Source organism: Paraburkholderia sp. RL17-347-BIC-D, assembly GCF_046027915.1.
Classification (GTDB): Bacteria; Pseudomonadota; Gammaproteobacteria; order Burkholderiales; family Burkholderiaceae; genus Paraburkholderia.
The window spans coordinates 81,094-100,987 of the sequence record NZ_JARESS010000008.1; the positions used below are offsets into that span (position 1 = coordinate 81,094).

General features: G+C 63.5%; 17 protein-coding genes. 7 read left to right on the forward strand and 10 right to left on the reverse strand.

The genetic code is table 11. The features are described 5' to 3' along the window. Nucleotides 1-32: 32 nt before the first annotated feature. A complete protein-coding gene (locus tag P0D96_RS13385) occupies nucleotides 33-782 on the reverse strand; it encodes an FCD domain-containing protein (RefSeq protein WP_408177719.1) in 750 nt (249 codons plus the stop codon). 194 nt (nucleotides 783-976) lie between these two features. Between P0D96_RS13385 and P0D96_RS13390 the strand changes: the two genes are divergently transcribed. The 5 genes from P0D96_RS13390 to P0D96_RS13410 all read left to right on the forward strand — a co-directional run bounded on the left by P0D96_RS13390 (nucleotide 977) and on the right by P0D96_RS13410 (nucleotide 7,272). Next, nucleotides 977-2,338 carry an MmgE/PrpD family protein gene (locus P0D96_RS13390; RefSeq protein ID WP_408313777.1) on the forward strand — a complete coding sequence of 454 codons (1,362 nt, stop codon included), beginning with the start codon at nucleotides 977-979 and terminating at the stop codon, nucleotides 2,336-2,338. Nucleotides 2,339-2,469: 131 nt separating this feature from the next. After that, the gene (locus tag P0D96_RS13395; RefSeq protein ID WP_408313779.1) at nucleotides 2,470-3,753 is read left to right on the forward strand and encodes an MFS transporter; all 1,284 of its coding nucleotides are present in this window, start codon (nucleotides 2,470-2,472) and stop codon (nucleotides 3,751-3,753) included. 117 nt (nucleotides 3,754-3,870) lie between these two features. Next, nucleotides 3,871-5,172: an MFS transporter gene (locus P0D96_RS13400; RefSeq protein WP_132381630.1), complete on the forward strand. Its 1,302-nt coding sequence runs from the start codon at nucleotides 3,871-3,873 to the stop codon at nucleotides 5,170-5,172. Then, a complete protein-coding gene (locus tag P0D96_RS13405; protein WP_132381632.1) occupies nucleotides 5,169-5,921 on the forward strand; it encodes an SDR family NAD(P)-dependent oxidoreductase in 753 nt (250 codons plus the stop codon). Before P0D96_RS13400 ends, P0D96_RS13405 begins: the two co-directional genes overlap by 4 nt. A 181-nt stretch (nucleotides 5,922-6,102) precedes the next feature. Next, complete coding sequence (locus P0D96_RS13410; protein WP_408313782.1) at nucleotides 6,103-7,272, forward strand: porin; 1,170 nt, start codon at nucleotides 6,103-6,105, stop codon at nucleotides 7,270-7,272. 105 nt (nucleotides 7,273-7,377) lie between these two features. Here the strand turns inward: P0D96_RS13410 and P0D96_RS13415 are convergent, their stop codons facing one another. The 7 genes from P0D96_RS13415 to P0D96_RS13445 form a co-directional block, all read right to left on the reverse strand. After that, nucleotides 7,378-8,724 carry a c-type cytochrome gene (locus P0D96_RS13415; RefSeq protein ID WP_408313783.1) on the reverse strand — a complete coding sequence of 449 codons (1,347 nt, stop codon included), beginning with the start codon at nucleotides 8,722-8,724 and terminating at the stop codon, nucleotides 7,378-7,380. Nucleotides 8,725-8,733: 9 nt separating this feature from the next. After that, complete coding sequence (locus P0D96_RS13420; protein ID WP_408177725.1) at nucleotides 8,734-10,518, reverse strand: GMC family oxidoreductase; 1,785 nt, start codon at nucleotides 10,516-10,518, stop codon at nucleotides 8,734-8,736. A gap of 64 nt (nucleotides 10,519-10,582) precedes the next feature. Then, a complete protein-coding gene (locus P0D96_RS13425) occupies nucleotides 10,583-11,353 on the reverse strand; it encodes a gluconate 2-dehydrogenase subunit 3 family protein (RefSeq protein ID WP_132381640.1) in 771 nt (256 codons plus the stop codon). 99 nt (nucleotides 11,354-11,452) lie between these two features. Then, complete coding sequence (locus P0D96_RS13430; protein ID WP_408313785.1) at nucleotides 11,453-11,998, reverse strand: GlcG/HbpS family heme-binding protein; 546 nt, start codon at nucleotides 11,996-11,998, stop codon at nucleotides 11,453-11,455. Nucleotides 11,999-12,096: 98 nt separating this feature from the next. Beyond that, on the reverse strand, nucleotides 12,097-12,834 hold the full coding sequence (locus tag P0D96_RS13435) for an MmgE/PrpD family protein (RefSeq protein WP_408290095.1): 738 nt from the start codon (nucleotides 12,832-12,834) through the stop codon (nucleotides 12,097-12,099). After that, nucleotides 12,827-14,182 carry an MmgE/PrpD family protein gene (locus tag P0D96_RS13440; RefSeq protein WP_408313787.1) on the reverse strand — a complete coding sequence of 452 codons (1,356 nt, stop codon included), beginning with the start codon at nucleotides 14,180-14,182 and terminating at the stop codon, nucleotides 12,827-12,829. Before P0D96_RS13440 ends, P0D96_RS13435 begins: the two co-directional genes overlap by 8 nt. Next, complete coding sequence (locus P0D96_RS13445; RefSeq protein ID WP_408313788.1) at nucleotides 14,179-15,594, reverse strand: MFS transporter; 1,416 nt, start codon at nucleotides 15,592-15,594, stop codon at nucleotides 14,179-14,181. Before P0D96_RS13445 ends, P0D96_RS13440 begins: the two co-directional genes overlap by 4 nt. 218 nt (nucleotides 15,595-15,812) lie before the next feature. Here P0D96_RS13445 and P0D96_RS13450 point away from each other — a divergent pair, with 218 nt between their 5' ends. Beyond that, entirely contained in the window at nucleotides 15,813-16,505 is a 693-nt protein-coding gene (locus P0D96_RS13450) for a GntR family transcriptional regulator (protein WP_408290089.1), read from the forward strand. 153 nt (nucleotides 16,506-16,658) lie between these two features. Here the strand turns inward: P0D96_RS13450 and P0D96_RS13455 are convergent, their stop codons facing one another. Next, nucleotides 16,659-17,006: a DUF4148 domain-containing protein gene (locus tag P0D96_RS13455; protein WP_408290087.1), complete on the reverse strand. Its 348-nt coding sequence runs from the start codon at nucleotides 17,004-17,006 to the stop codon at nucleotides 16,659-16,661. A gap of 204 nt (nucleotides 17,007-17,210) precedes the next feature. Next, nucleotides 17,211-18,761 (reverse strand): acetolactate synthase large subunit, encoded by a 1,551-nt coding sequence (locus tag P0D96_RS13460; protein WP_408313790.1) that lies wholly within the window; start codon nucleotides 18,759-18,761, stop codon nucleotides 17,211-17,213. 167 nt (nucleotides 18,762-18,928) lie between these two features. On the opposite strand from P0D96_RS13460, the gene P0D96_RS13465 reads away from it, so the two are divergent. Beyond that, complete coding sequence (locus tag P0D96_RS13465; RefSeq protein WP_408313792.1) at nucleotides 18,929-19,828, forward strand: LysR family transcriptional regulator; 900 nt, start codon at nucleotides 18,929-18,931, stop codon at nucleotides 19,826-19,828. Nucleotides 19,829-19,894 lie beyond the last annotated feature (66 nt).

Genomic DNA, 19,894 nt, shown 5'->3' on the forward strand with positions numbered 1-19,894 from the left:
GCGTGCCGGGCGTTTCGGGCGCGCGCTGAGGCTTAGTGCGGACCTTCGGCGACGGTGGCTCGCGCCGTCTTGCCGGCGGCGTCACCTGCCGCGGCTGCGGGCGCTGCGTCTTCCGCGCTATGCGCGGCGATCGCGCGCTGGAATCCCGCCTGCACGTGCTGGCGCATCGCCGTCGCGACGGCTTCGGGATCGCGGCTCGCGAGCGCGTCGAGAATCAGGCGATGTTCGGTGTGCGACGCCTGCGAGCTGCCCGCAATCGAAAAACCGCGCCGGCGCAGCAGGTGCATACGGTTGATCGTTTGCCGGTACAGACCGAGCATCGTCGCGTTGCCCGACAGTTCGACCAGCCGGTCGTGAAAGGCGATATTCAGCGTGAAGTAATTGTTCAGCTCGCCGTGGATCGAACTGGCTTCGAGCTGATCGAGCATTGCGTGCAGTTCCTGCAACTGCGTATCGGTGATCTTCGATGCGAGCCGGCGACCGGCCATCTCGTCGAGGCCGGCGCGCACTTCATAGAGTTCGGCGGCTTCGTCGTCGGAAATCTCGCGGATGTAGACGCCGCGATTCTTTTCGAGCCACACGAGACCCGCTTCCTCGAGAGCGCGAAACGCTTCGCGCACCGGACTGCGGCTGATCTTTAGATGGTCGGCGAGATCCATCTCATTGAGTTTCATGCCGGCCTCGAGTTCGCCTGTCTTGATGCGACGGAGAATTTCCTCTTGCACGAGACCGGACAGCGTGACGGAGCGAAGCAACTCGAGCGAAGTGGTGGGGCGGGGCATAGACAGACCTGTGTTGGGAAAAGCTGGCAGTGTACAACGCACATTGCGTCTTGAAGATTGTCGACAACATACTATCCACAACGCAGGCGCGCAACTAGAATTTGCCATGATTTGCGTATTGTCGACAATATGTACAATGCGATCTCGTACCCTGGCGATTCCCTTTTCATGGCCTGACTACCCTTTACGATCCGATGACCCAAGCCGATCGCGTCACCCAAACTCTCGCGCGCTACCTCGTCAACGCGCGTGCCGACAGCCTGCCGCAAGCCGTGCGCGACCATGCGGTGCGTACTTTCGTCAACTGGATGGGCTGTGCGGTCGGCGCGTCGCGGCATGAAGCGGTCGAGATCGCGATGGCGGCGCTCGCGCCGTTCGGCGGCCCGGCGCAGGCGACAGTGCTCGGCCGCACGGAGAAGGTCGACGTGCTGAGCGCAGCGCTCTTCAACGGCATCAGCTCGCACGTGTTCGACTTCGACGACACGCATCTGAAGACCGTGATCCATCCGGCGGGCCCGGTGGCGTCTGCAATTCTTGCGCTGGCCGAGTATCGGCCGGTCAGCGGCAAGGAGTTCATTCTCGCGCTGACGCTCGGCATCGAAACCGAATGCCGGATCGGCAATGCGGTCTACCCGAACCACTATGACATCGGCTGGCACATCACCGGCACGGCGGGTGTGTTCGGCGCGGCCGCCGCGGCGGGCAAGCTGCTCGGGCTCGACGAACAGCAGATGATCTGGGCGCTCGGTCTCGCGGCGACGCAGCCGGTCGGCCTGCGCGAGATGTTCGGCACGATGACCAAGAGCTTCCATCCGGGACGCGCGGCGCAGAACGGCCTCGTGTCGGCGTTGCTGGCGGCGCGCGGCTACACGAGTTCGCAGCAGGGCATCGAAGCGAAACGCGGCTGGGCGAACGTGACGAGCACGCATCGCAACTACGCGGAAATCACGGACGGGCTGGGCGAACGTCATGAAAGTCTGCTGAACTCGTATAAGCCGTTTGCGTGCGGCATCGTGATCCATCCGGCGATCGACGGCTGTATCCAGTTGCGCAACGAACATGGGCTGAAGGCAGACGCGATTGCGTCGGTGCAGTTGAAGGTGCATCCGCTGGTGCTCGAACTGACCGGCAAACGCACGCCGCAGACCGGGCTCGACGGCAAGTTCAGCGTCTATCACTCCGCGGCGGTGGCGATCATCGACGGTCGCGCCGGCGAGCATCAGTACAGCGACGCGGCCGTTCATGACGCCGCGACGGTGCGGCTGCGCGACAAGGTCACCGCCGAGATCGATCCCGCGATGCCGGCCGACGCCGTTCACATCACGGTCACGCTAAGCAATGGCGAGCGGCTCGAGAAACATGTGGAGCACGCAATCGGCAGCATCGATCGGCCGATGAGCAATGCCGAGCTGGCCGCCAAGTTCACCGATCTGGTCGAACCGATTCTGGGCGGCGCGCACGCCGCGAAGCTGCTGGAAGCGGGATGGCAGATGGAATCGCTGGACAACATCGCGACGCTGGCGGAGCTGGCGCGTCCGGTCGAGAAGACGTCGTAAAACGGCGCTCACATGCAGTACCGATGAGGTGCGCCTCGTGCAAGCAGGGGCGCGCGTCATCGATAACATTGTCGACATAACACAAGCCGCGATACCCAAGAACGCGGCGGACCGTGGATTCAGGAGACGAGATGTCGAGTTCCGTCGGTGTGGCAGTCGCAGTAGCGCGTCCGTATCGCGTCTTTATCGCCACATGGGCGGGCTGGATGCTGGACGGCTTCGACAACGCCATCTACATCTACGTGATCGTGCCCGCCTTAACCGAGTTGCTGCCGAAAAGCGGCTTCGTGGCCGATCACGCGCATATCGCGCGGCTCGGCGGGTTGATGTTCAGCCTCTTCATGCTCGGCTGGGCCTGCTCGATGTTCTGGGGCTGGTGCGCGGATCGCTTCGGCCGCGTGCCGACCATGTGCGCGACCATTCTCATCTATTCGATCTTTACCGGCGCCTGCGGGCTCGCGCCGGGCATCGTGTCGTTTGCGATCTTCCGTTTTCTGACGGGCTTCGGCATCGGCGGCGAGTGGGCCGCGGGAGCGCCGTTGTTGCAGGAGTCGGTGCCGGAGCATTTGCGCGAGCGTCTGTCTGGATGGCTGCATACCGGCACGCCGATCGGCTTTCTGCTGGCGTCCGCCGCCGCGCTGGTGATTCTGCCGCTGGGCGGCTGGCGCGTTCTGTTTCTGATCGGCAGCGCACCCGCGTTGCTGACGATCTGGCTGCGCCTCGGCGTGCCGGAGTCGCGCCGCTGGCAAGAGCAGCGACGCGCACAGGGTCCGCGTGCACGCGTGCGTGATCTGTTCGCTCCCGGCATGGCGCGCACCACCTGGTCCGCAGCATTGATGATGACGTGCCTGATCTTCGGGCTGTGGTCGTCCACGTTCTGGATTCCGACGCTCGTGATTACCTGGCAGCGCGCGGGCGGCGCATCCGTTGCCGATGCGCAGTATCTCGGCTCGCTGAGCGGCCTGATCCTGAGCGTCGGCACGCTCGCGGGATGCGTCGCGATGCCGTGGATCGTGCGCTGGATTCCGCGCCGCAAATCGGTCGCCAGCGTGTTCTTCTCCGGTGCGCTGATCTGCAATGTCACGTCGTACTTCGGCATTGTGGTGTTGCTGAAAAGTCTGCCGCTTTTCCTGATCACGCTGCCGCTGCTCGGCTTCTTCACGAGCGGCGTGTTTTCGCTGTTCACGATCTGGCTGCCCGAAATGTTTCCGACGATGCAGCGCGCGCTCGGTTCCGGATTCGCCTTCAGCTTCGGCCGCGTGCTCGGGGCGGCGGGGCCGTCGATTGTCGGCGCGCTCGCGGCGATGTTCGGTTCCTATCCGCTCGCGATCACGGCAGTCTCGCTGATCTATCTAGTCGGTCTGTTCTGCGTGAAGTGGGCGCCGGAAACCGCGCATCGGGCACTGCAGAGATGATCAAACGTATTCCGAATGATGTGCGTCGCGCGCCGCAGGGCGTCGGCGGCAATCGAAACTGAAGGAGCAAACCATGCATCACGGTCACAGTCGCGGTCACGGGCAGGGCGGTTCAAGATGAAAGCGAAAGCAGGCATGTTTACCGGCACCACAGGCAGAGTGTTCATGCTCATCTGCGCGATGTATTTCATCGAATACGTCGACCGGGTCAATCTTTCCATCGCGGCGCCGCTGCTGAAGTCGGAGATGCATCTGTCGAACACGCAGCTCGGCATTGCACTCTCGGCGTTCGGCTATTGCTATGCGATCTTCCAGGTCATCAACGGTTATCTGGGCGACAAGATCGGACCTCGCCGGATGCTGGCGTTCTCGGGCATCCTATGGACCCTCGGCACGCTCGCGACCGGTGTGACCGGCGGCCTCGCGACGCTGGTGCTCTCGCGCGCACTGGTCGGTCTCGGCGAAGCCGGCACGATTCCGAACGCCACGCGCGCGATGGCCAACTGGGTTCCGCTGGTCAAACGTGGCTTCGCACAGGGCTTCACGCACTCGGCCGCGCGCCTCGCGGCCACCGTCACGCCGCCGTTGCTCGTGCTGATGATTCCGCTGCTCGGCTGGCGAGGCGCGTTTGTCGCGCTGGGCTGCGTCAGCGCGATCTGGGTGGTCGTATGGGCGCTGTATTTCCGCGACGATCCGCGCACGCATCCGTCGATCACCGCCGCCGAAGTCGATACGCTGCCGCCGTATGCCGGCCCGCGCCATCGCACGGCGGTGCCGTGGTGGCCGCTGATCCGGCGCATCATGCCGGTCACGCTGGTGTTCTTCTGCCACGCATGGACGCTGTGGCTGTATCTGAGCTGGCTGCCGAGTTTCTTCGTCGGCGTGTACGGCATCGACTTGAAGAGCACGGCGCTGTTTACGTCGGGCGTGTTTCTCGCCGGCGTGGTCGGCGATACGGCGGGCGGCCTGCTGACCGACGCGATTTATCGACGCACCGGCAATCTGAATACGGCGCGGCGCAACGTGATCATCATCGGTTTCGCGGGCTCGCTGCTGTTTCTCTCGTGCGTGCTGTTCGTGCGGGACCGGACCTTGATCGCGCTGTGTCTGGCCGCGGCACTGTTCTGCCTTGAATCGACCGAAGGCCCGATCTGGGCCGTGCCGATGGATGTCGCGCCGGCCTTTGCGGGCGTCGCCAGCGGCTTCATCAGCACGGCGGCCGGTCTTGCGGCGGTGGTGTCGCCGGTCGCGTTCGGCCTCATTACCGACATGACGGGCAGCTATCGACTGCCGTTCGTGATGTCCATTGCGCTGTTGCTGGTCGGCATTGCGTTGTCGTTCTGGATTCGTCCCGACCGGCCGCTGCAAGCCAGCGCGCAACCCACGCTATCAACGAAATCACTGGGAGTGCATTCATGAAAGGAGAAGTCAACGGCGTCGCGGTCGTCACCGGGGCGGCGCGCAATATCGGCCGCGAGATCGCACTGCAACTCGCGGCAGCGGGCAATGCGGTGCTCGTCAACGCGCGCAGTTCCGCCGCCGAGGCCGCCGAAGTCGTGCGCGCGATCGAGGCCGCGGGCGGCCGCGCGGCCGCGCATCTGGCCGACGTCAGCGAACCGGCGGGTGCGCAAAGTCTGATGGAAGCGGCGATTCACCATTTCGGGCAGATCGACATTCTCGTCAACAACGCCGCGGTGCGTCGCGAAGTGCCGTTCGCGGAGCTGGATTACGCACGTTGGCGCGAGGTGATGTCGGTGATTCTCGACGGCGCGTATCTGTGCGCGCACGCGGCGTTGCCCTATTTGCGGCAATCGAAGGCCGGCGCGATCGTCAATATCGGCGGCATGTCCGCGCATGGGGGCTCGGCGGGGCGCGCGCACGTGATCGCCGCGAAAGCGGGCCTCGTCGGTTTGACGCGCGCGCTGGCGCACGATCTGGGTCCGGACGGCATCACCGTCAATTGCGTGGTGCCCGGCTTGATCGCGACCGTGCGCGGCGGCGCGGCGGGCAATACCGAACCCGCGCATCACGCTGAGCGCACTACCTTGCTTGGCCGGCGCGGCCAGCCCGACGAGGTCGCAAGCCTCGTGCAGTTTCTGTGCGGCCCGACAGCACGCTATCTCACGGGCCAGGCGATTCATGCGAACGGCGGCGCTTTTCTAGGCTGATCGTAGCCGCGGCGGCGCGGCAGACAACATCTGCGCGCCGCTGCCGATCAGTTTCAAGTCGGACTCGCTATTGCGGGTTTCGCAGGAGGATTGCTTATGCGGTGAAGACATCAAATTAGTTAGTATTACAGAGTGAAATGTTTAAGGCACAAATAAATTATGACTTGGCGGAGATGACAGAATGAGAAAGTCGCTTTTTGCATTATCGATATTGGGGACCTTTGCTGGAACCGTTCACGCGCAGAGCTCGGTCACGCTGTACGGCATTGTCGACGAAGGCGTGTTGATCAACACCAACGCGAAGAACGTGGTGAACGGCAAGAACGTGGGCGGCCGGCAATTTTCGGTCGATTCCAACGCGGGCACGCAGGGCAGCCGCTGGGGCATCCGCGGCGCCGAAGATCTGGGCGGCGGCCTGAGGGCGATCTTCGTGCTGGAGTCGGGCATCAACGTCAGCACGGGCGCGTTCGGACAAGGCGGCACCGCATTCGGCCGGCAAGCCTACGTGGGCCTCGCCAGCAGTTCGTTTGGCTCCGTGACGTTGGGCCGTCAGTACGACAGCATCAACGACTATGTCGGCAACTACGGCTTTGCCGCGGCGTATGGCGGATCGACGACGGAACATCCGGGCGACCTCGACAACGTCAACCACACGTTCCGCGCGAACAACACGATCAAATACGCGAGCCCCAATTTCAATGGCCTGACGTTCGGCGGCACGGTGAGTCTGGGCGGCGTAGCGGGCGAGATTTCGCAGTCGAGCGGGTACAGCCTCGGTGCGAATTATGGACACGGCCCGTTCGGGATTGCGGTCGCCTATGAACTGTTCAAGAATCCATCCGCGCTGGGCTCGATTCTGAACAGCAACGCTAGCCCCACGACGTTCAACTCGCTGAATTCGGGGTATCTCGGCACGAAGCCCGCCAACTCGCTGCAAATCATCACCACGGGCGGCTCGTATGATTTCGGCCCGGCCAAAATCGGCGCGGTGTATTCGAATACCAAGTACATGAATATTGGCGCATTCGGTGGCGCGACCGCGACGTTCAACAGCTACGAGTTGAACGCGCTCTATCGCGTCACGCCGGCGCTGTTCTTGTCGGGCGAGTACAACTATACGAAGGGCAACGCGGTGAAGGGCGACATCGGCGACCAGAAGTACAACCAGTTCTCGTTGCTGCTCGACTACGTGCTCTCCAAGCGTACCGATGTCTATCTCCTCGGCACCTTCCAGACCGCGAGCGGCACGAGCTCCACTGGCGCTGCGGCGGTTGCGGATATCGGCAGTCTCGGCGATTCGTCGAATAATCATCAGGCCGTGGCGCGCGTCGCGATTCATCACAAGTTCTAAGAGCTCTGTTTTACATGCGCAAAGCCCAAGGCATCGAGCGATGCCCTGGGCTTCATTCATGCATTCAAGCCTCGCGCGCTAACACTTCACGTCAACGCTGCCAGGTTATTTCGCGCTGATCGCGACCCCGCGAACCTTGGCAACTTCACCAGCAGTGACAGCGGCTGCGCGATTTCCCCAACTGCTTCGCACAAAGCTCAACAGATCCGCGATCTGCTGATCGGTCAAACGCCAGCCGAAGTCGGGCATGGCAAGCGGCGTCGGCGCGGCTGCGGTGGACGGCATATGCGAGCCGCTTAATACGATATGAATCAGCGACGCCGGATCGCCGCTCAGCACCGATGCATTGCCCCTGAGGCTGGGGAAGGCCGGCATCGCGCCGGTGCCATCCGTGCGGTGACAGGCTGCGCAATTGTCCAGATAGAGATGCGCGCCGGTCGAATCGATGTGACCGGCTCTGAGCGCGACAGCCGTCTGATCCGCGCGACCGCTTTGCTGCGCGGCCGGCGGCGTCGCGCCCGTTTGCAATGACGGCGACGTCAGATAAGTTGCAATCGCGTTCAAATCTTCGTCGTGCAGATATTGCGTGCTGTCGTTGATGACCTCCGTCATCGGGCCGAATGCCGCGCCGTCGTGCATACGCCCACTGCGTAGATAGGCGACAAGATCGGCCTTGCTCCATACCTTATCGCTGGTCGATGTTTGCGCCATATGGCCACGCAGGTTCGGCGCATACCAGCCAGCCAGCGTATTGCCGGACAGGAACGCGGTATTGTCCTTGTCGTCGAGTACGCTCTCCTGCCCGAGCATGCCGTGCGGCGTGTGACATGCGCCGCAGTGCGCGAGCCCTTGCACCAGATACGCGCCACGATTCCATTCGACGCTCTGGTGCGGATCGGTTTGATAAGGCAGTGGGTCATGCGCATACAAACGATCCCACACTGTCATCAGCGTGCGAACGTTGAATGGAAAGCGCAGTTCGGATGCGCGATTCGGCTGCCCGACGGGTTTGACGCCTTGCGTGAAGTAGCGATAGAGCGCATGCATATCGCTGTCGTCGATCTTCGCGTACGACGGATACGGCATTGCCGGATACAGACGATGACCGTCTTTGGCTATGCCTTGGCGCAACGCCTTGGCGAAGTCGTCATAGCTATAGCCGCCGATGCCAGTCGATGCGTCCGGTGTGATGTTGGTCGAATAGAGCGTGCCGAAGGGCGTCGCGAGCGGCAGACCGCCTGCGAACGGTTGCGCCTTGTTCGCCGTGTGGCAGGCCGCACAATCTCCGACTTTCGCGAGATAAGCGCCTTTGGCTAGCTGCGCGTCGACGGTTACTGGCGTGGGCGTGGCATTCAAAGTTTGCGCGTTCGCACCGCTGCCGGGCGCGCCACTGCACATCAGCGCAAACACGGGGATCAGATACTGCCTCAAGCGATCGAAAGTGATTTTCATGACGGTCGCTCACGCCTGAACCAGAGGGCCGGGATTCTTCAGATACGTCTCGCGTATTGCCTTCGCCGCGTAGTACGTCATGGCGCCGATGGTGCCGGTTGGATTGATGCCGAGATTTTGCGGGAACGAACAGGCGCCGGTCACGAACACATTCGGAACGTCCCACGACTGAAGGTATTTATTCACCACGCTGTTGTCCGGCCGGTCGCCCGCGATCGCCCCACCGGTCGTATGCGTGCTCTGATACGGCCCGACGTCGAAGTGATCGCCCGGCTTGCCCGCGTTGATCGCAACCGATTGCGGTTTCGGATTCATCGCGCGCGCGACATCGGCGGCTTTGTGGCTGACGAACTGGGTCATGCGGCCTTCGTTGTCTTTCCAGTCGAACGTCATGCGCAATAGCGGCAGGCCGTATGCATCCTTGTAAGTCGGATCGAGGTCGAGATAGTTGTCGCGGTACGACATCACCGAGCCTTGCGTGGAGATGGCGAACGAATGCAGATAGTGGTCTTTCACGGCCTTCTTCCACCCCGAGCCCCACTTCGGCGTGCCGGGCGGCACTAGTGCCTGCGCGATCGGGCGGCCGCCCGTCACGGTCGCAAAGGTAATCGCGCCACCGACGAAGTTCAGCGGACCGTGATCGAAGTTGTCGGCATTGAAATCGTCGTAGACGACGCCGCCCGCTCCCGAACCGATGAACGGATTGATCGCCACGTCCTTGTCGAAGAAGACCTGAATCTTGCTGTTCTTCTGGTACGCGTAGTTCTTGCCGACAGTGCCTTCGCCGGTGGCGGGATCGTATGGCTTGCCGATCCCCGACAGCAACAGCAGACGCACGTTGTGCATCTGGTACGCGCACAGCGCGACGATATCCGCGGGCTGCTCGACGGTACGGCCTTGAGCGTCGATATAGGTGACGCCCGTCGCGCGCTTGCCGGTCGCATCGAGATTGACCTTGACGACCGCCGAGCGGTCGCGCAATTCGAAGTTCGGCTTTCTCGCAAGCGCCGGGAGAATGCAGGTCTGCGGCGATGCTTTGGAAAACATGTAGCAGCCGAACAGTTCGCAATAGCCGCAGAAGTTGCACGGGCCTAGCTGCATGCCATACGGGTTCGTGTACGCCTTGGAAGCAATCGACGCAGGCGTCGGATACGGGTGGAAGCCCACTTCGCGCGCGGCCTGCTCGAACAGCATCGACGGATACGCAGTGGGCAAGGGCGGCAATGCGTAATCGCGTGAACGCGAAGCTTCGAATGGATTGCCACCACTGATCGGCTGACCGTTGACGTTACCCGCCCTGCCCGAAGTGCCGGCGACATATTCGAAGCGGTCGTAGAACGGCTCGAGCTCGGCGGCGCTGACAGGCCAGTCCTGAATCGTCATGTCGTTGGGTATGAAGCTCTTGCCGTAGCGCTGTTCGTAGTGGCTGCGCAGTTTCAGTTCGGCATCGGTTGCACGATAGGTGAAGCCGTTCCAGTGCACGCCCGAGCCGCCGACGCCGTCGCCGAACAGAAAGGCGCCGTACTGGCGCAGCGGCAACGCGACTTCCTGCGCCTGGCGGCGGATCGTGACGGTCTCGTGCGCGAGGCTTTGCATCAGCTTGAAGCGCTGCACGTAGGTCAGTTCGTCGGCGACCTTCGGATACGCGAAGTCGGGATAGGTATCGCGGTTTTCGCCGCGTTCCAGGCCGACCACGGTGAGGCCGGCGTCCGCCAGTTCGATCGCCATGATCGAACCCGACCAGCCCATGCCGACGACCACCGCGTCCACTTTGGGTTTACTGATGTTCGCCATGTGTCTCCTCCTGGCGTGTGTTTTATCTGATGCTGCTGTGCGCGTTGCTGGATGAAGGCGGTGGCTATGCCTTGCCTTCGATCGTTACGGTTCCGAGCGGATACACTTTGCCGGGTTGCGCGACCCAGTCGAGATAGTCGGCGCGCGCGCCGGGAAAACCGATCATGGTCCAGCTCGCGGCGTGCTTGTTGCCGCCATGAATCGGATCGGAGAAATAGCCTTCTTTGGTGTTCTGCCACAGCAACGCGATGAAATGACCGGCCGAGGTTTGCTCGAATTTGACCTTGCGGCTATCCATGCCATGCAGCAACGTGTCCTGTTGCGCGGTCGTCAATTGCACAAACGGCTTGCCGCCGAAGTGCGCCTTGCAATAGGCGTCGAGCGCCGCGATGCCGGTGCGGTACAGGTCGCGAGGGGTCATTGGACTTTGATAGCCGGCGAGCGGCGTGGCATCGGGATGAAACGGGCCATGCATATACCACGCTGCCGCATGACCGAACGCGCCTTCCATCTGCCGGTCGATGAACGCCGCGACGTCGAGTTCGAGCGCGCCCGGACCTTCGGCATCGGCGGGAATCAGGCGGTCGATCGCGGCTTGCAGCACGCTCCACTCGTCGGGCTTGAAGAACTTCGGCTGGTACGGTTTCGCGCTAGAACCGTCGGTTCCAGCGGTGGCTGACGTTGACGCCGATGCCGATGCCGTCACGCCGCCGGGCCGATCACACGCAGCAAGGCCGCCCGCCACCGGCAACACCGCGACGCTTTTGATCAGGAACCGGCGCCGCGATGATGCTTTGGGAGGCACTGCTGACGCGGCGGCGGGTTTATCGTCCATGATGAACTTCTCCGTGCATTAAAAAGGCATCCTGATCGATCGGGCTTGAGAGCAAGATGGTCGACCAGCGTAAGCGCCGCGAAACGGCGCCCCCCGTCTTTACTTCAACGCGTCCGCGCCCGCCTTGCAGATATCCGCATCCTGGTCGCCGCTGCCGCCGCTGCATCCGATCGCGCCGACGATCTTGCCGCCCATCACGAGCGGATAGCCGCCGGGAGAAGCGGCCAACGAAGGATCGAGCGTCGCGGAATAGGTGTGGCCGGTTTCGAAGGCGTTATAGAACGTGCGTGTATCGCGACGAAAGCGCGCGGCGGTCGCGGCTTTGCGCAGCGCGATTTTCGGCGACGCGTTCTGCGTGTTGTCCATCTTGGCGAACGCGACGAGTTCTCCGCTCGGATCGGTCACGGCAATGGCTTCGGGCCAGCCGTGCCGCGCGGCTTCAGCTTCGGCGGCTTCGAGCGCCTGGTTGGCGTTTTGCAGGCTGATCGGCATGCCGTATGGAATATCGAACGGCGAGTGCGCCGGCAGGCCACCGGCCGACGGTTGCGACGCGGGCGTCTGCGCGATGGCATTCGTGCCGCTCAGTGCCGCGCACAGCGAGAACAGCGCGGGCAACGAGGCGTGGATGATTCGCTTGCTGGTCATATTGGATTCCCCTGTGTGGCCGATAAAAGGCGTCGAGCATTGGCGGTCGGTGACAGCTTCGCCCGATGCGTCAAACACATCGGGCGAAGCGCGTCACGTCAGTCGACCGAAGTCCAGCGCGTACCCAGCGCTTCCGTGATGGCGGCGGTGTCGAAGCGATACGCCATCAGCGCAGCGAAGCCGCGCCGTCCGTCGATCGACGCAGCCGCACTCGTGAAGCCATGCTTCGCGATCATCGCGGCTTCGAGCGCGTCCGCTGCGGCCTTGCCGATCTCGATCGCTTCCATCGCGTGGTCCGCGTTGTGCGCGAGTCCCGCGGCCTGGGTTGCGGCGACGCCGAGCGCATGACGTGTATGCACTTCGTCGAGACGCAGCAGGCGCGAGACCGCCAGCACCGCGCCCAGCAAGCCCACCGAAGACGCCACGTTCCAGCGCACACGGAATTCAGCGCTATCGACCGCGCTGAGAATGCGCGCGGCGGCTTCGATACCGATCGCGGCGGCGGCGATGGCGTCGCTCTCTGATGAGCCGAGCGTGTCCCCGGCTACGATCACGGCGGCGAGCACCGGCATCGCCGGCGACGCGGCGGCTTGCGTCGCCAGCGACGTGCCGAGAATCCATGCGCGGGTGCGCGAGTCGGTCGCCGCGCTGCCTTGCGATTGCAGCAGGGCGCTGATCTGCTCGGTGGAACGCGTCGCCGGATCGGTGATCAGGCGCGCGTGGGTGAGAGCGTCGCGCGCGGCGTCGAGTGCGGCGTCGGCCGAAGCGGGCAGCGCGGCGATGGCGAAGCCGACGAGCGCGTCGGACACGACGGAATGTTGTGCGGCGTTATGCATGATTCAATTCTCCGGCGGGAGCGCACAGTGCGAAGAGCGCGTCGAGGTTGGCGGCGCTGTCGAGTGTCGCCACGGCGGATGCGAGTTGCGCGGCGGTGCCGTCGCCAAGCAGCGGGTCCACCAGCAGACGGACCTTGTTCATCAGCTCGTCGTCGGTCAGCGGACGCGCGAGGCTGCCGCGCGCATGTTCGACGTGATGTTCGACGACCGTGCCGTCCCTCAGCGTCGCCGCGATAAAGACTTCATCGCGATTGACCGAGGCGTCGGGCGCGAGCTTGGTGAGCGCGCGCACGGCTGTAACGTCGTCCTGCACCACGCGCGCGTCTTCGTATTGCGCGAGGCCGACCTGGCCGTCGCACAGTGCGGCGGCCACGCCGTGAATCGCGCTGAAGCGCGCCTGCAGGCCGTCCTTCGGCTGCGGGTTGCCCATCAGTTCGGGCACGAGCGGATGGCAGCGCAGCGTGATCGATTCGATCGACTGCACGTCGTCGATTTGCGGCGCGAGCGCGAGTCCCGCGTCGATCGCCGGATGCGCGACGATGCCGCACGGGTACGGCTTGTACGTGTTGAAAAGCAGTTCCCAGCGCTCGCCGAACGCGCCGTTCATCAGCTCGAAATCAACCTTGGTCGACATCGAATGCGAGTAGCCGCCGGCGGCTTCGAAAATATCGGCGGCGGCGTGCTGGCCGTGCTGCGCGAGACGCGCGGCCGCAATGCCGTTCGCAGCCGCCTTGCCGGGGTGATAAGGCTTGGTCATCGTGCCGAACGCTTCGCGCTGGCCGACGAACATCGAGGCGGCGATCGACACCGCTTGCGTCAACCCCGCTTCGTCGAGACCGAGCAGCAGCGCGGCCGTCACCGCGCAGCCGATCACGCCGCACGTGCCGGTGATGTGCCAACCGCGGTCGTAGTGTTCCGGCGAGATCGAGACGCCGACCCGCAACTGCGCTTCGCAGCCGAGCGTGAAGGCCGTCAGCGCGGCGGCGCCGGTGGGCCGCGTGTCGGGCGCAAGCGCCGTCAGCACGGCGAGCACCGAAGCGGCCGGGTGAATGACGGTCGCGAGATGGGTGTCGTCGAAATCGTCGAGATGGCCGGCAAAGCCGGTCGCGAGCGCGGAAAAATGCAGATCGACTTTTTCGCTGCGGCCCGGCACCGGCGCGATTTGCGCCACGCCTAACTCATGGGCGGCGGCGAGGATCGCGTCGACACCAGGATGCCGCGATGCGCCGATCGAAGTGCCGATCACATTGATCAAAGAACGCCTGGCTTCCTCTGCGACCGGGACCGGCAGCGGACGCTGCGCCAGTGCGAAAAGGCCGTGCGCGAATGCGGCGGCGATGGAACTCATTGAGACAACTCCTCCAGACGAATGCCGTTGGTCTTCGGCCCTAGCAGCCCGACCATCACGACGATCACAAACATGGCTGACGAAATCAGCACGAACACGGCGGGCACGCCCGAATGCTTCAGCAATGCCGCCACCCAGAAACCGACGAAGATCGAACTCAGACGGCTCCAGCTAAAAACGAAACCCACGGCGCGGGCGCGAATCCGGGTCGGATACAGCTCGGCCTGATAGGTGTGAAAGATGCCGATCAGCCAGTTGTTCGCGATCGTCACGGCGCTGCCGAACAGCAGGATCAGCACCGGTTCGCGCACCATGCCGAACAGCACGCCGGCCACCGCGACGACGATCGCGCAGCCGACCAGTTGCCACTTGCGCTGGACGCGCTCGGCGCACGCCATCGCGCCGAGTGCGCCAAGCGGCGTCGCGAACGCGATTACCATCGTGTAGAGCAGCGAATGCGTGATCGTGATGCCCTTCGTGTAGAGCAGCACCGGCACCCACGCACCGAATCCGTACACGCCGAAGGTTTGGAAGAAGTTGAAGAACGACAGCATCACCGTGCGGCTGAAGTAGCGGCCCTTCCACATCTCCGACCATGAACCGCTGTGCTCGCCGGCCGGCGGTTCCGGCGTGTGTTGCGCGGGTGCCTGCAACGCGCGGCCGGTTTCGGCGACCACGCGGGCCTCGATCGCATCGACGATGGCGCGCGCCTCGTCGACACGGCCTTTGCTTTCAAGCCAGCGGGGCGATTCGGGCAGCCCGCGCCGCATGAACCAGATCAGCACGGCGCCCGCTGAGCCGATGATCATCACCCAGCGCCAGCCTTCGAGACCGAGGATGGTGTGCGGCACGAGCAGAAACGACAGCACCGCGACTGTCGGCACGGACGTCAGGATCACGAGGATGCTGAACGCACTGTAGCGGCCGCGCGTGTGATGCGGCGTCAGCTCGGAAATATAAGTGTCGACAGTAATAAGCTGCACGCCGATTCCGAGACCCGCGACGAAGCGCCAGAGATCCATGGATTCCGGCGAATGCTGGAACGCGGCGGCGAAGGTCGCGACCGAATAGATCAGCATCGCGCAGGTGAACACGGCGCGTCGTCCGAAGCGGTCGGTGAAGCCGCCGAGCGCCACCGTGCCGACGAACATCCCGGCGAAAAACGAGCCGAGAAAGCTGGCGAAGCCGTTGACATCGAACAGGCCCGCCGTGGTGGCGCGGTACAGACCACTGCCGATGAGTCCCAGTGAGATATAGGCCGCCATGAACATTTCATAAAACTCGAACCAGCCGCCGATCGCGATGCGCGCGACGAGGCCGCTGAAATAACGCGTCGGCGGCAGGCGGTCGAGCCGCGCGGAAACGCTGGCTTCGACGCCGGTCGTTCCGGCGATTTCCTTTTCCATGTACATCGCGTCTGTCTCCTGATGGACTGATGTCCTATATTGGTAGTGTCGACACTTTCGCCAAGTGTATGGTGAATCTCGGGTGAATTTCAAGAGATATTCGATAAACTGTGCACACTTGTGGAAATCGGGCAGGGTGTCGTACCGGGCTGGCCGGGCGTCGGTTTGCTAGAATCCGTCCACGCAGCCGGGCGGCACGCCAAGAGATATCGAGGAATAAAGGGATGGACGAAACTGTCGACACACGCGACGAAGAGGAGCAGGGCGACGCATCGCCGGTCGGGGAGATCGTCGACTGGGTGGCGCGCGGCATCATCGAAGGCCGGCTGCAACCGGGCGACGACCTGAACTCCGTCGATCTCGCGAAGCGCTTCAACGTCAGCCGCACGCCGGTGCGCGAAGCGCTGTTCGTGCTGAACCGCGAACGGCTGGTCGACTGGTCGCCGCGGCGGCGCCCGCGCGTGTCGTCGATGAGCCTCACGGAAGTGCGCGAGATCTATCAACTGCGCGTGTTGCTATATGGGCAGGTGTCGCTCGCGATCGTCGAGCACGCCACGGCCGAGGACATCGAGTCGTTGTGGCGCGCACACGCGCGCCTCGCCGACGCGGCCGCGCGCGCCGACGTCGACGGTTATTTCTGGGCCAATGTGGCGTTTCGCGATGAGGAACTGCGGGTGAGCCGCAACGGCATCTTCAAGGAAGTGCTCGATTCGATGCGGATGCGCACCAACCGGCTGCGGCATCTCAGCACGTCGTTGCCCGGACGGATGCAGCGCTCGTGCGCCGACCACCAACGGCTGTGCGAGGCGTATGCCGAGCGCGACGGCACGCTCGCGGCGGCGCTCAACCGGTCGATCGTGTTGACCGCGCTACAGGCAATCGAGCAGGTGTGGGACACGGATTTCGGTAAGGGTTGACGCGCGTCTTCTGTGCGTCTCAAGGCAAGCCGGGGTTCATTCAGCCAGACGTTGTCGACGGTGAAGACTGGTTCTGCTGCCTGGGGGGACCTTCAGGATGAAGTTCGGTCCCGTGCGTTTAGCGACAAGCACGGGACCTGCACAGCATGTCATTCATTTGCCGAAGTACGGCGTGCAGAAGCTGGCCGGACCGACACAGGTCGATTGCATCGCCGTGTGCGCCGGACCACCTGACGACGTGCTGTTCGCCGGCACACCGCCGTAGCCCTGGGTCGCCTGCTGCTCACCGGATTGCGCTGCGACCTTCGCTTCGGCGGCCTGGATGTCGGCCGGATAGTTCGCGTCGTCGGATCGCGCCGGGTTATAGCCGGCCCGTTCCACCTGCACGAGATCGTTGCGGACCTCGGCACGTGTCACCGGACCGTTGGATTGCGCGAAGCTGAGCACCGGAGCGGACAAGGCGGCGGCAGCGAGGGCGAGGCAAGCAAGAGCTTTCTTCATGATCTAGACTCCGAAATAAATACAATGGGTGACTGATGGAAATTCGCTGAATAGCAGCAGCTACTTCGACGCTACTGGTATTGCGCGGGTCTTTCTTCCCTGAGCGTCTGGAAGCCATATTGCGCTTCTGCAAATGACGCGATCCCCACCGGTTCATTACGAAATTGACATGTAGAGCCTGCCCCTGGTCCGGGTTGCGGGCGCTTACTCGAGCACCGCCTCGATCAGGCGTGGGCCACGCTGCGCTATCGCCGAGACGAACGCCTGCTCGAACGCCCGACGGGAATTCGCGCGCACGGCGTCGACACCCAGGCCTTGCCCAATCGAAACCCAGTCCAGCGTCGGTGTGCCCAGATCGAGCATGGCGCCCGAGTTCGGTCCATTCGAAGACGCGCCCACGCGGACTAGTTCGTTGTTCAGCACCTTGTAACCGCGATTGGCGAACACGACGGTCACGATGTCGAGGTTCTCGCGCGCCTGAGTCCAGAGCGACTGGACGGTGTACATCGCGCTGCCGTCGCCGACCAGCGCCACAACCTTGCGGTCCGGACGCGCAATAGCCGCGCCGGTCGACACTGGCATCATGCTGCCGATCGCACCGCCGGTCAGGTTCAGAAAATCATGCGCTGCTGCGTTGTTCAGGAGGTCGTAGTAAGGCAGGGTCGACGAAACGCCCTCATCGGCCACGATCGCGTTCGCGGGCAGGTGCATGGCCACGATCTGCGCAATGCTTTTCGCGTCGAGTGCGCCGTCGAGCGACAACGGGATCGCTTGCCGCGTGGCGACGCGGCCCTCGGCGCCTCGTGCATCCACGGCATCCATGAGCGCGGCGAGTGCCGCTGCGCCGTCTTCGTGCGGATGACTTAGCACGGCGATCTCGCAGCCGTCGGGCGTCAGCCAGCTGGGTTTGTCGGGATAAGCGAAGAAACTGACCGGAGGACGTGCGCCGACCAGAATCAGCAGCTCTGTCCCGGCCAGGAATTCGGCGGCGTGCTCGCCGAAGTAGGGAAGCCGCTCGACCTGCACGCGACCCGCGCCGCGTTCCAAACGAGGTGCAAACGTATCGGACACCAGCCGCGCGCCGGTCTTCGCCGCGATTTTGCCCGCTGCGACCAGACCTTCGCCGAGAAGCGCGTCGCCTCTAACCAGGAGCACTGCTTTTGACCCTGCCTGCAGTTTGCTGGCTACGCGATCGATAGTCGAACCGGCTGCGTGTGTGCGCGGCTGAAGCGGCAGCGGAGCTGCAACTTCAACGGCGGGATCCCAGGCGGTGTCGGCCGGGAGAATCAGCGTTGCGATCTTCCCCGGAGCCTCCCGCGCGGCACGGACGGCGCGTGCCGCATCCGCGCCGACGGAACGGGCGCTCGTGGACGAATGCACCCAGTCCGACACCGGGCGTGCAAAGCCGGCGATGTCCGACGCGAGCGGCGCGTCGTACCTTGCGTGCGACGACGCGTGGTCGCCGACGATATTCACGATCGGACTGGAGGCGCGGCGCGCGTTGTGGAGATTGCTCAGACCGTTTGCCAGACCCGGTCCCAGATGCAGGAGCGTGGCGGCCGGCTTGCCGGCCATGCGTGCGTAGCCGTCGGCGGCGCCCGTGACGACGTTTTCCTGAAGCCCCAACACGGGTCGCATTTCTTTCACCGCATCGAGCGCTGCGACGAAATGCATTTCCGATGTGCCCGGGTTTCCAAAACAGACTTCCACGTCGCTGGCAACCAGCGACTTCAGCAGACTTTCTGCACCGTTCATGGTGTTGCTCCAAAGATGTCGAAAAGGGGCGCCGCTGTCTGATGGATTCGGACGCAGTGCCGGCTTGACGATCATTCTCGACAGTCCTACTGTGAGTAACAATCGAGTCCAATTGGAAACTTAGTTACATCATGCGTAAGAATCTGGATTACGGACTGCTTCACGCGATGACGGCGTTTGTGAGGGTGGTGGATGCCGGAACCTTCACATCCGCCGCCGAGCAGATGGACCTCACGACCGCGCAAATCTCGCGGCTCGTATCCGGACTGGAGGAGCGCCTGCGCACCAAGCTGCTGCAGAGAACGACCCGCCGGATTGCGCTCACCAGCGCCGGCGAGACGTATGTGGTCCAGTGCCGGGATATCCTCGAGCGCGTGAATGTGGCGGAGGCATACGCATCAGGGGCGACGATCGAGCCGGCGGGGCGGCTCAGGGTTCAATGCATGGGTAGCTTCGGGAATTACTATGTGGTCCCGCTGATCGCCGAATTTTGCGCAGCGTTTCCCAAAGTGAGCATCGAGTACGCGACTTCGCAGTACGCGCCGGCGCTGCTTGCGGAGGGAATCGACGTGGGCATCTACCTGTCGCGGCAGCTGTCCGATTCGGGATTGGTGGCGCTGTCGCTGGGTACGGTGTTCGGTGTGATGTGCGCGGCGCCTGCCTACATGGAACAGCACGGTGCGCCCCGGCATCCGCGCGACCTGGCCAACCATGCCTGCATTCGGCTGATCAATCCTTCCGTCGCCTCGGAGTGGGAACTGATCTCGGGCAAGCGGTCCTATCAGGCGCAAGCCGTCGGCCCCATCATCGCGGACAACCCCGACGTTCTTCTGAAGACCGCGGAGCAAGCTAGCGGCATAGCATTGTTGCCGTGGTTCACCGCCAAGGATTCGATTTGCGAAGGGCGCCTGGTTCGCGTTCTTCCGTCGTGGCGGTCGCCTGATGTCACGGTCTCCGCGTTGTATCCCTCCAGACACTTTCTCGATGCCAAAACCAAGGCGTGGCTCGATCTGCTCAAGGCCCGAGTGACGCCCGCGCTGATCGACGATGCCTCAATGTTTCAGTGACGCGGAAGGTTGCCGGCCGCCACCAGCATGGCCCGCCATGCCGTGTGACCCATTCAACCGCGGCCC

Bases quoted from the DNA above. Each gene is read 5' to 3' on its own strand.
- P0D96_RS13385 (WP_408177719.1), bottom strand. From the start codon at position 782: ATGCCCCGCCCCACCACTTCGCTCGAGTTGCTTCGCTCCGTCACGCTG.
- P0D96_RS13390 (WP_408313777.1), top strand. From the start codon at position 977: ATGACCCAAGCCGATCGCGTCACCCAAACTCTCGCGCGCTACCTCGTC.
- P0D96_RS13395 (WP_408313779.1), top strand. From the start codon at position 2,470: ATGTCGAGTTCCGTCGGTGTGGCAGTCGCAGTAGCGCGTCCGTATCGC.
- P0D96_RS13400 (WP_132381630.1), top strand. From the start codon at position 3,871: ATGAAAGCGAAAGCAGGCATGTTTACCGGCACCACAGGCAGAGTGTTC.
- P0D96_RS13405 (WP_132381632.1), top strand. From the start codon at position 5,169: ATGAAAGGAGAAGTCAACGGCGTCGCGGTCGTCACCGGGGCGGCGCGC.
- P0D96_RS13410 (WP_408313782.1), top strand. From the start codon at position 6,103: ATGAGAAAGTCGCTTTTTGCATTATCGATATTGGGGACCTTTGCTGGA.
- P0D96_RS13415 (WP_408313783.1), bottom strand. From the start codon at position 8,724: ATGAAAATCACTTTCGATCGCTTGAGGCAGTATCTGATCCCCGTGTTT.
- P0D96_RS13420 (WP_408177725.1), bottom strand. From the start codon at position 10,518: ATGGCGAACATCAGTAAACCCAAAGTGGACGCGGTGGTCGTCGGCATG.
- P0D96_RS13425 (WP_132381640.1), bottom strand. From the start codon at position 11,353: ATGGACGATAAACCCGCCGCCGCGTCAGCAGTGCCTCCCAAAGCATCA.
- P0D96_RS13430 (WP_408313785.1), bottom strand. From the start codon at position 11,998: ATGACCAGCAAGCGAATCATCCACGCCTCGTTGCCCGCGCTGTTCTCG.
- P0D96_RS13435 (WP_408290095.1), bottom strand. From the start codon at position 12,834: ATGCATAACGCCGCACAACATTCCGTCGTGTCCGACGCGCTCGTCGGC.
- P0D96_RS13440 (WP_408313787.1), bottom strand. From the start codon at position 14,182: ATGAGTTCCATCGCCGCCGCATTCGCGCACGGCCTTTTCGCACTGGCG.
- P0D96_RS13445 (WP_408313788.1), bottom strand. From the start codon at position 15,594: ATGTACATGGAAAAGGAAATCGCCGGAACGACCGGCGTCGAAGCCAGC.
- P0D96_RS13450 (WP_408290089.1), top strand. From the start codon at position 15,813: ATGGACGAAACTGTCGACACACGCGACGAAGAGGAGCAGGGCGACGCA.
- P0D96_RS13455 (WP_408290087.1), bottom strand. From the start codon at position 17,006: ATGAAGAAAGCTCTTGCTTGCCTCGCCCTCGCTGCCGCCGCCTTGTCC.
- P0D96_RS13460 (WP_408313790.1), bottom strand. From the start codon at position 18,761: ATGAACGGTGCAGAAAGTCTGCTGAAGTCGCTGGTTGCCAGCGACGTG.
- P0D96_RS13465 (WP_408313792.1), top strand. From the start codon at position 18,929: ATGACGGCGTTTGTGAGGGTGGTGGATGCCGGAACCTTCACATCCGCC.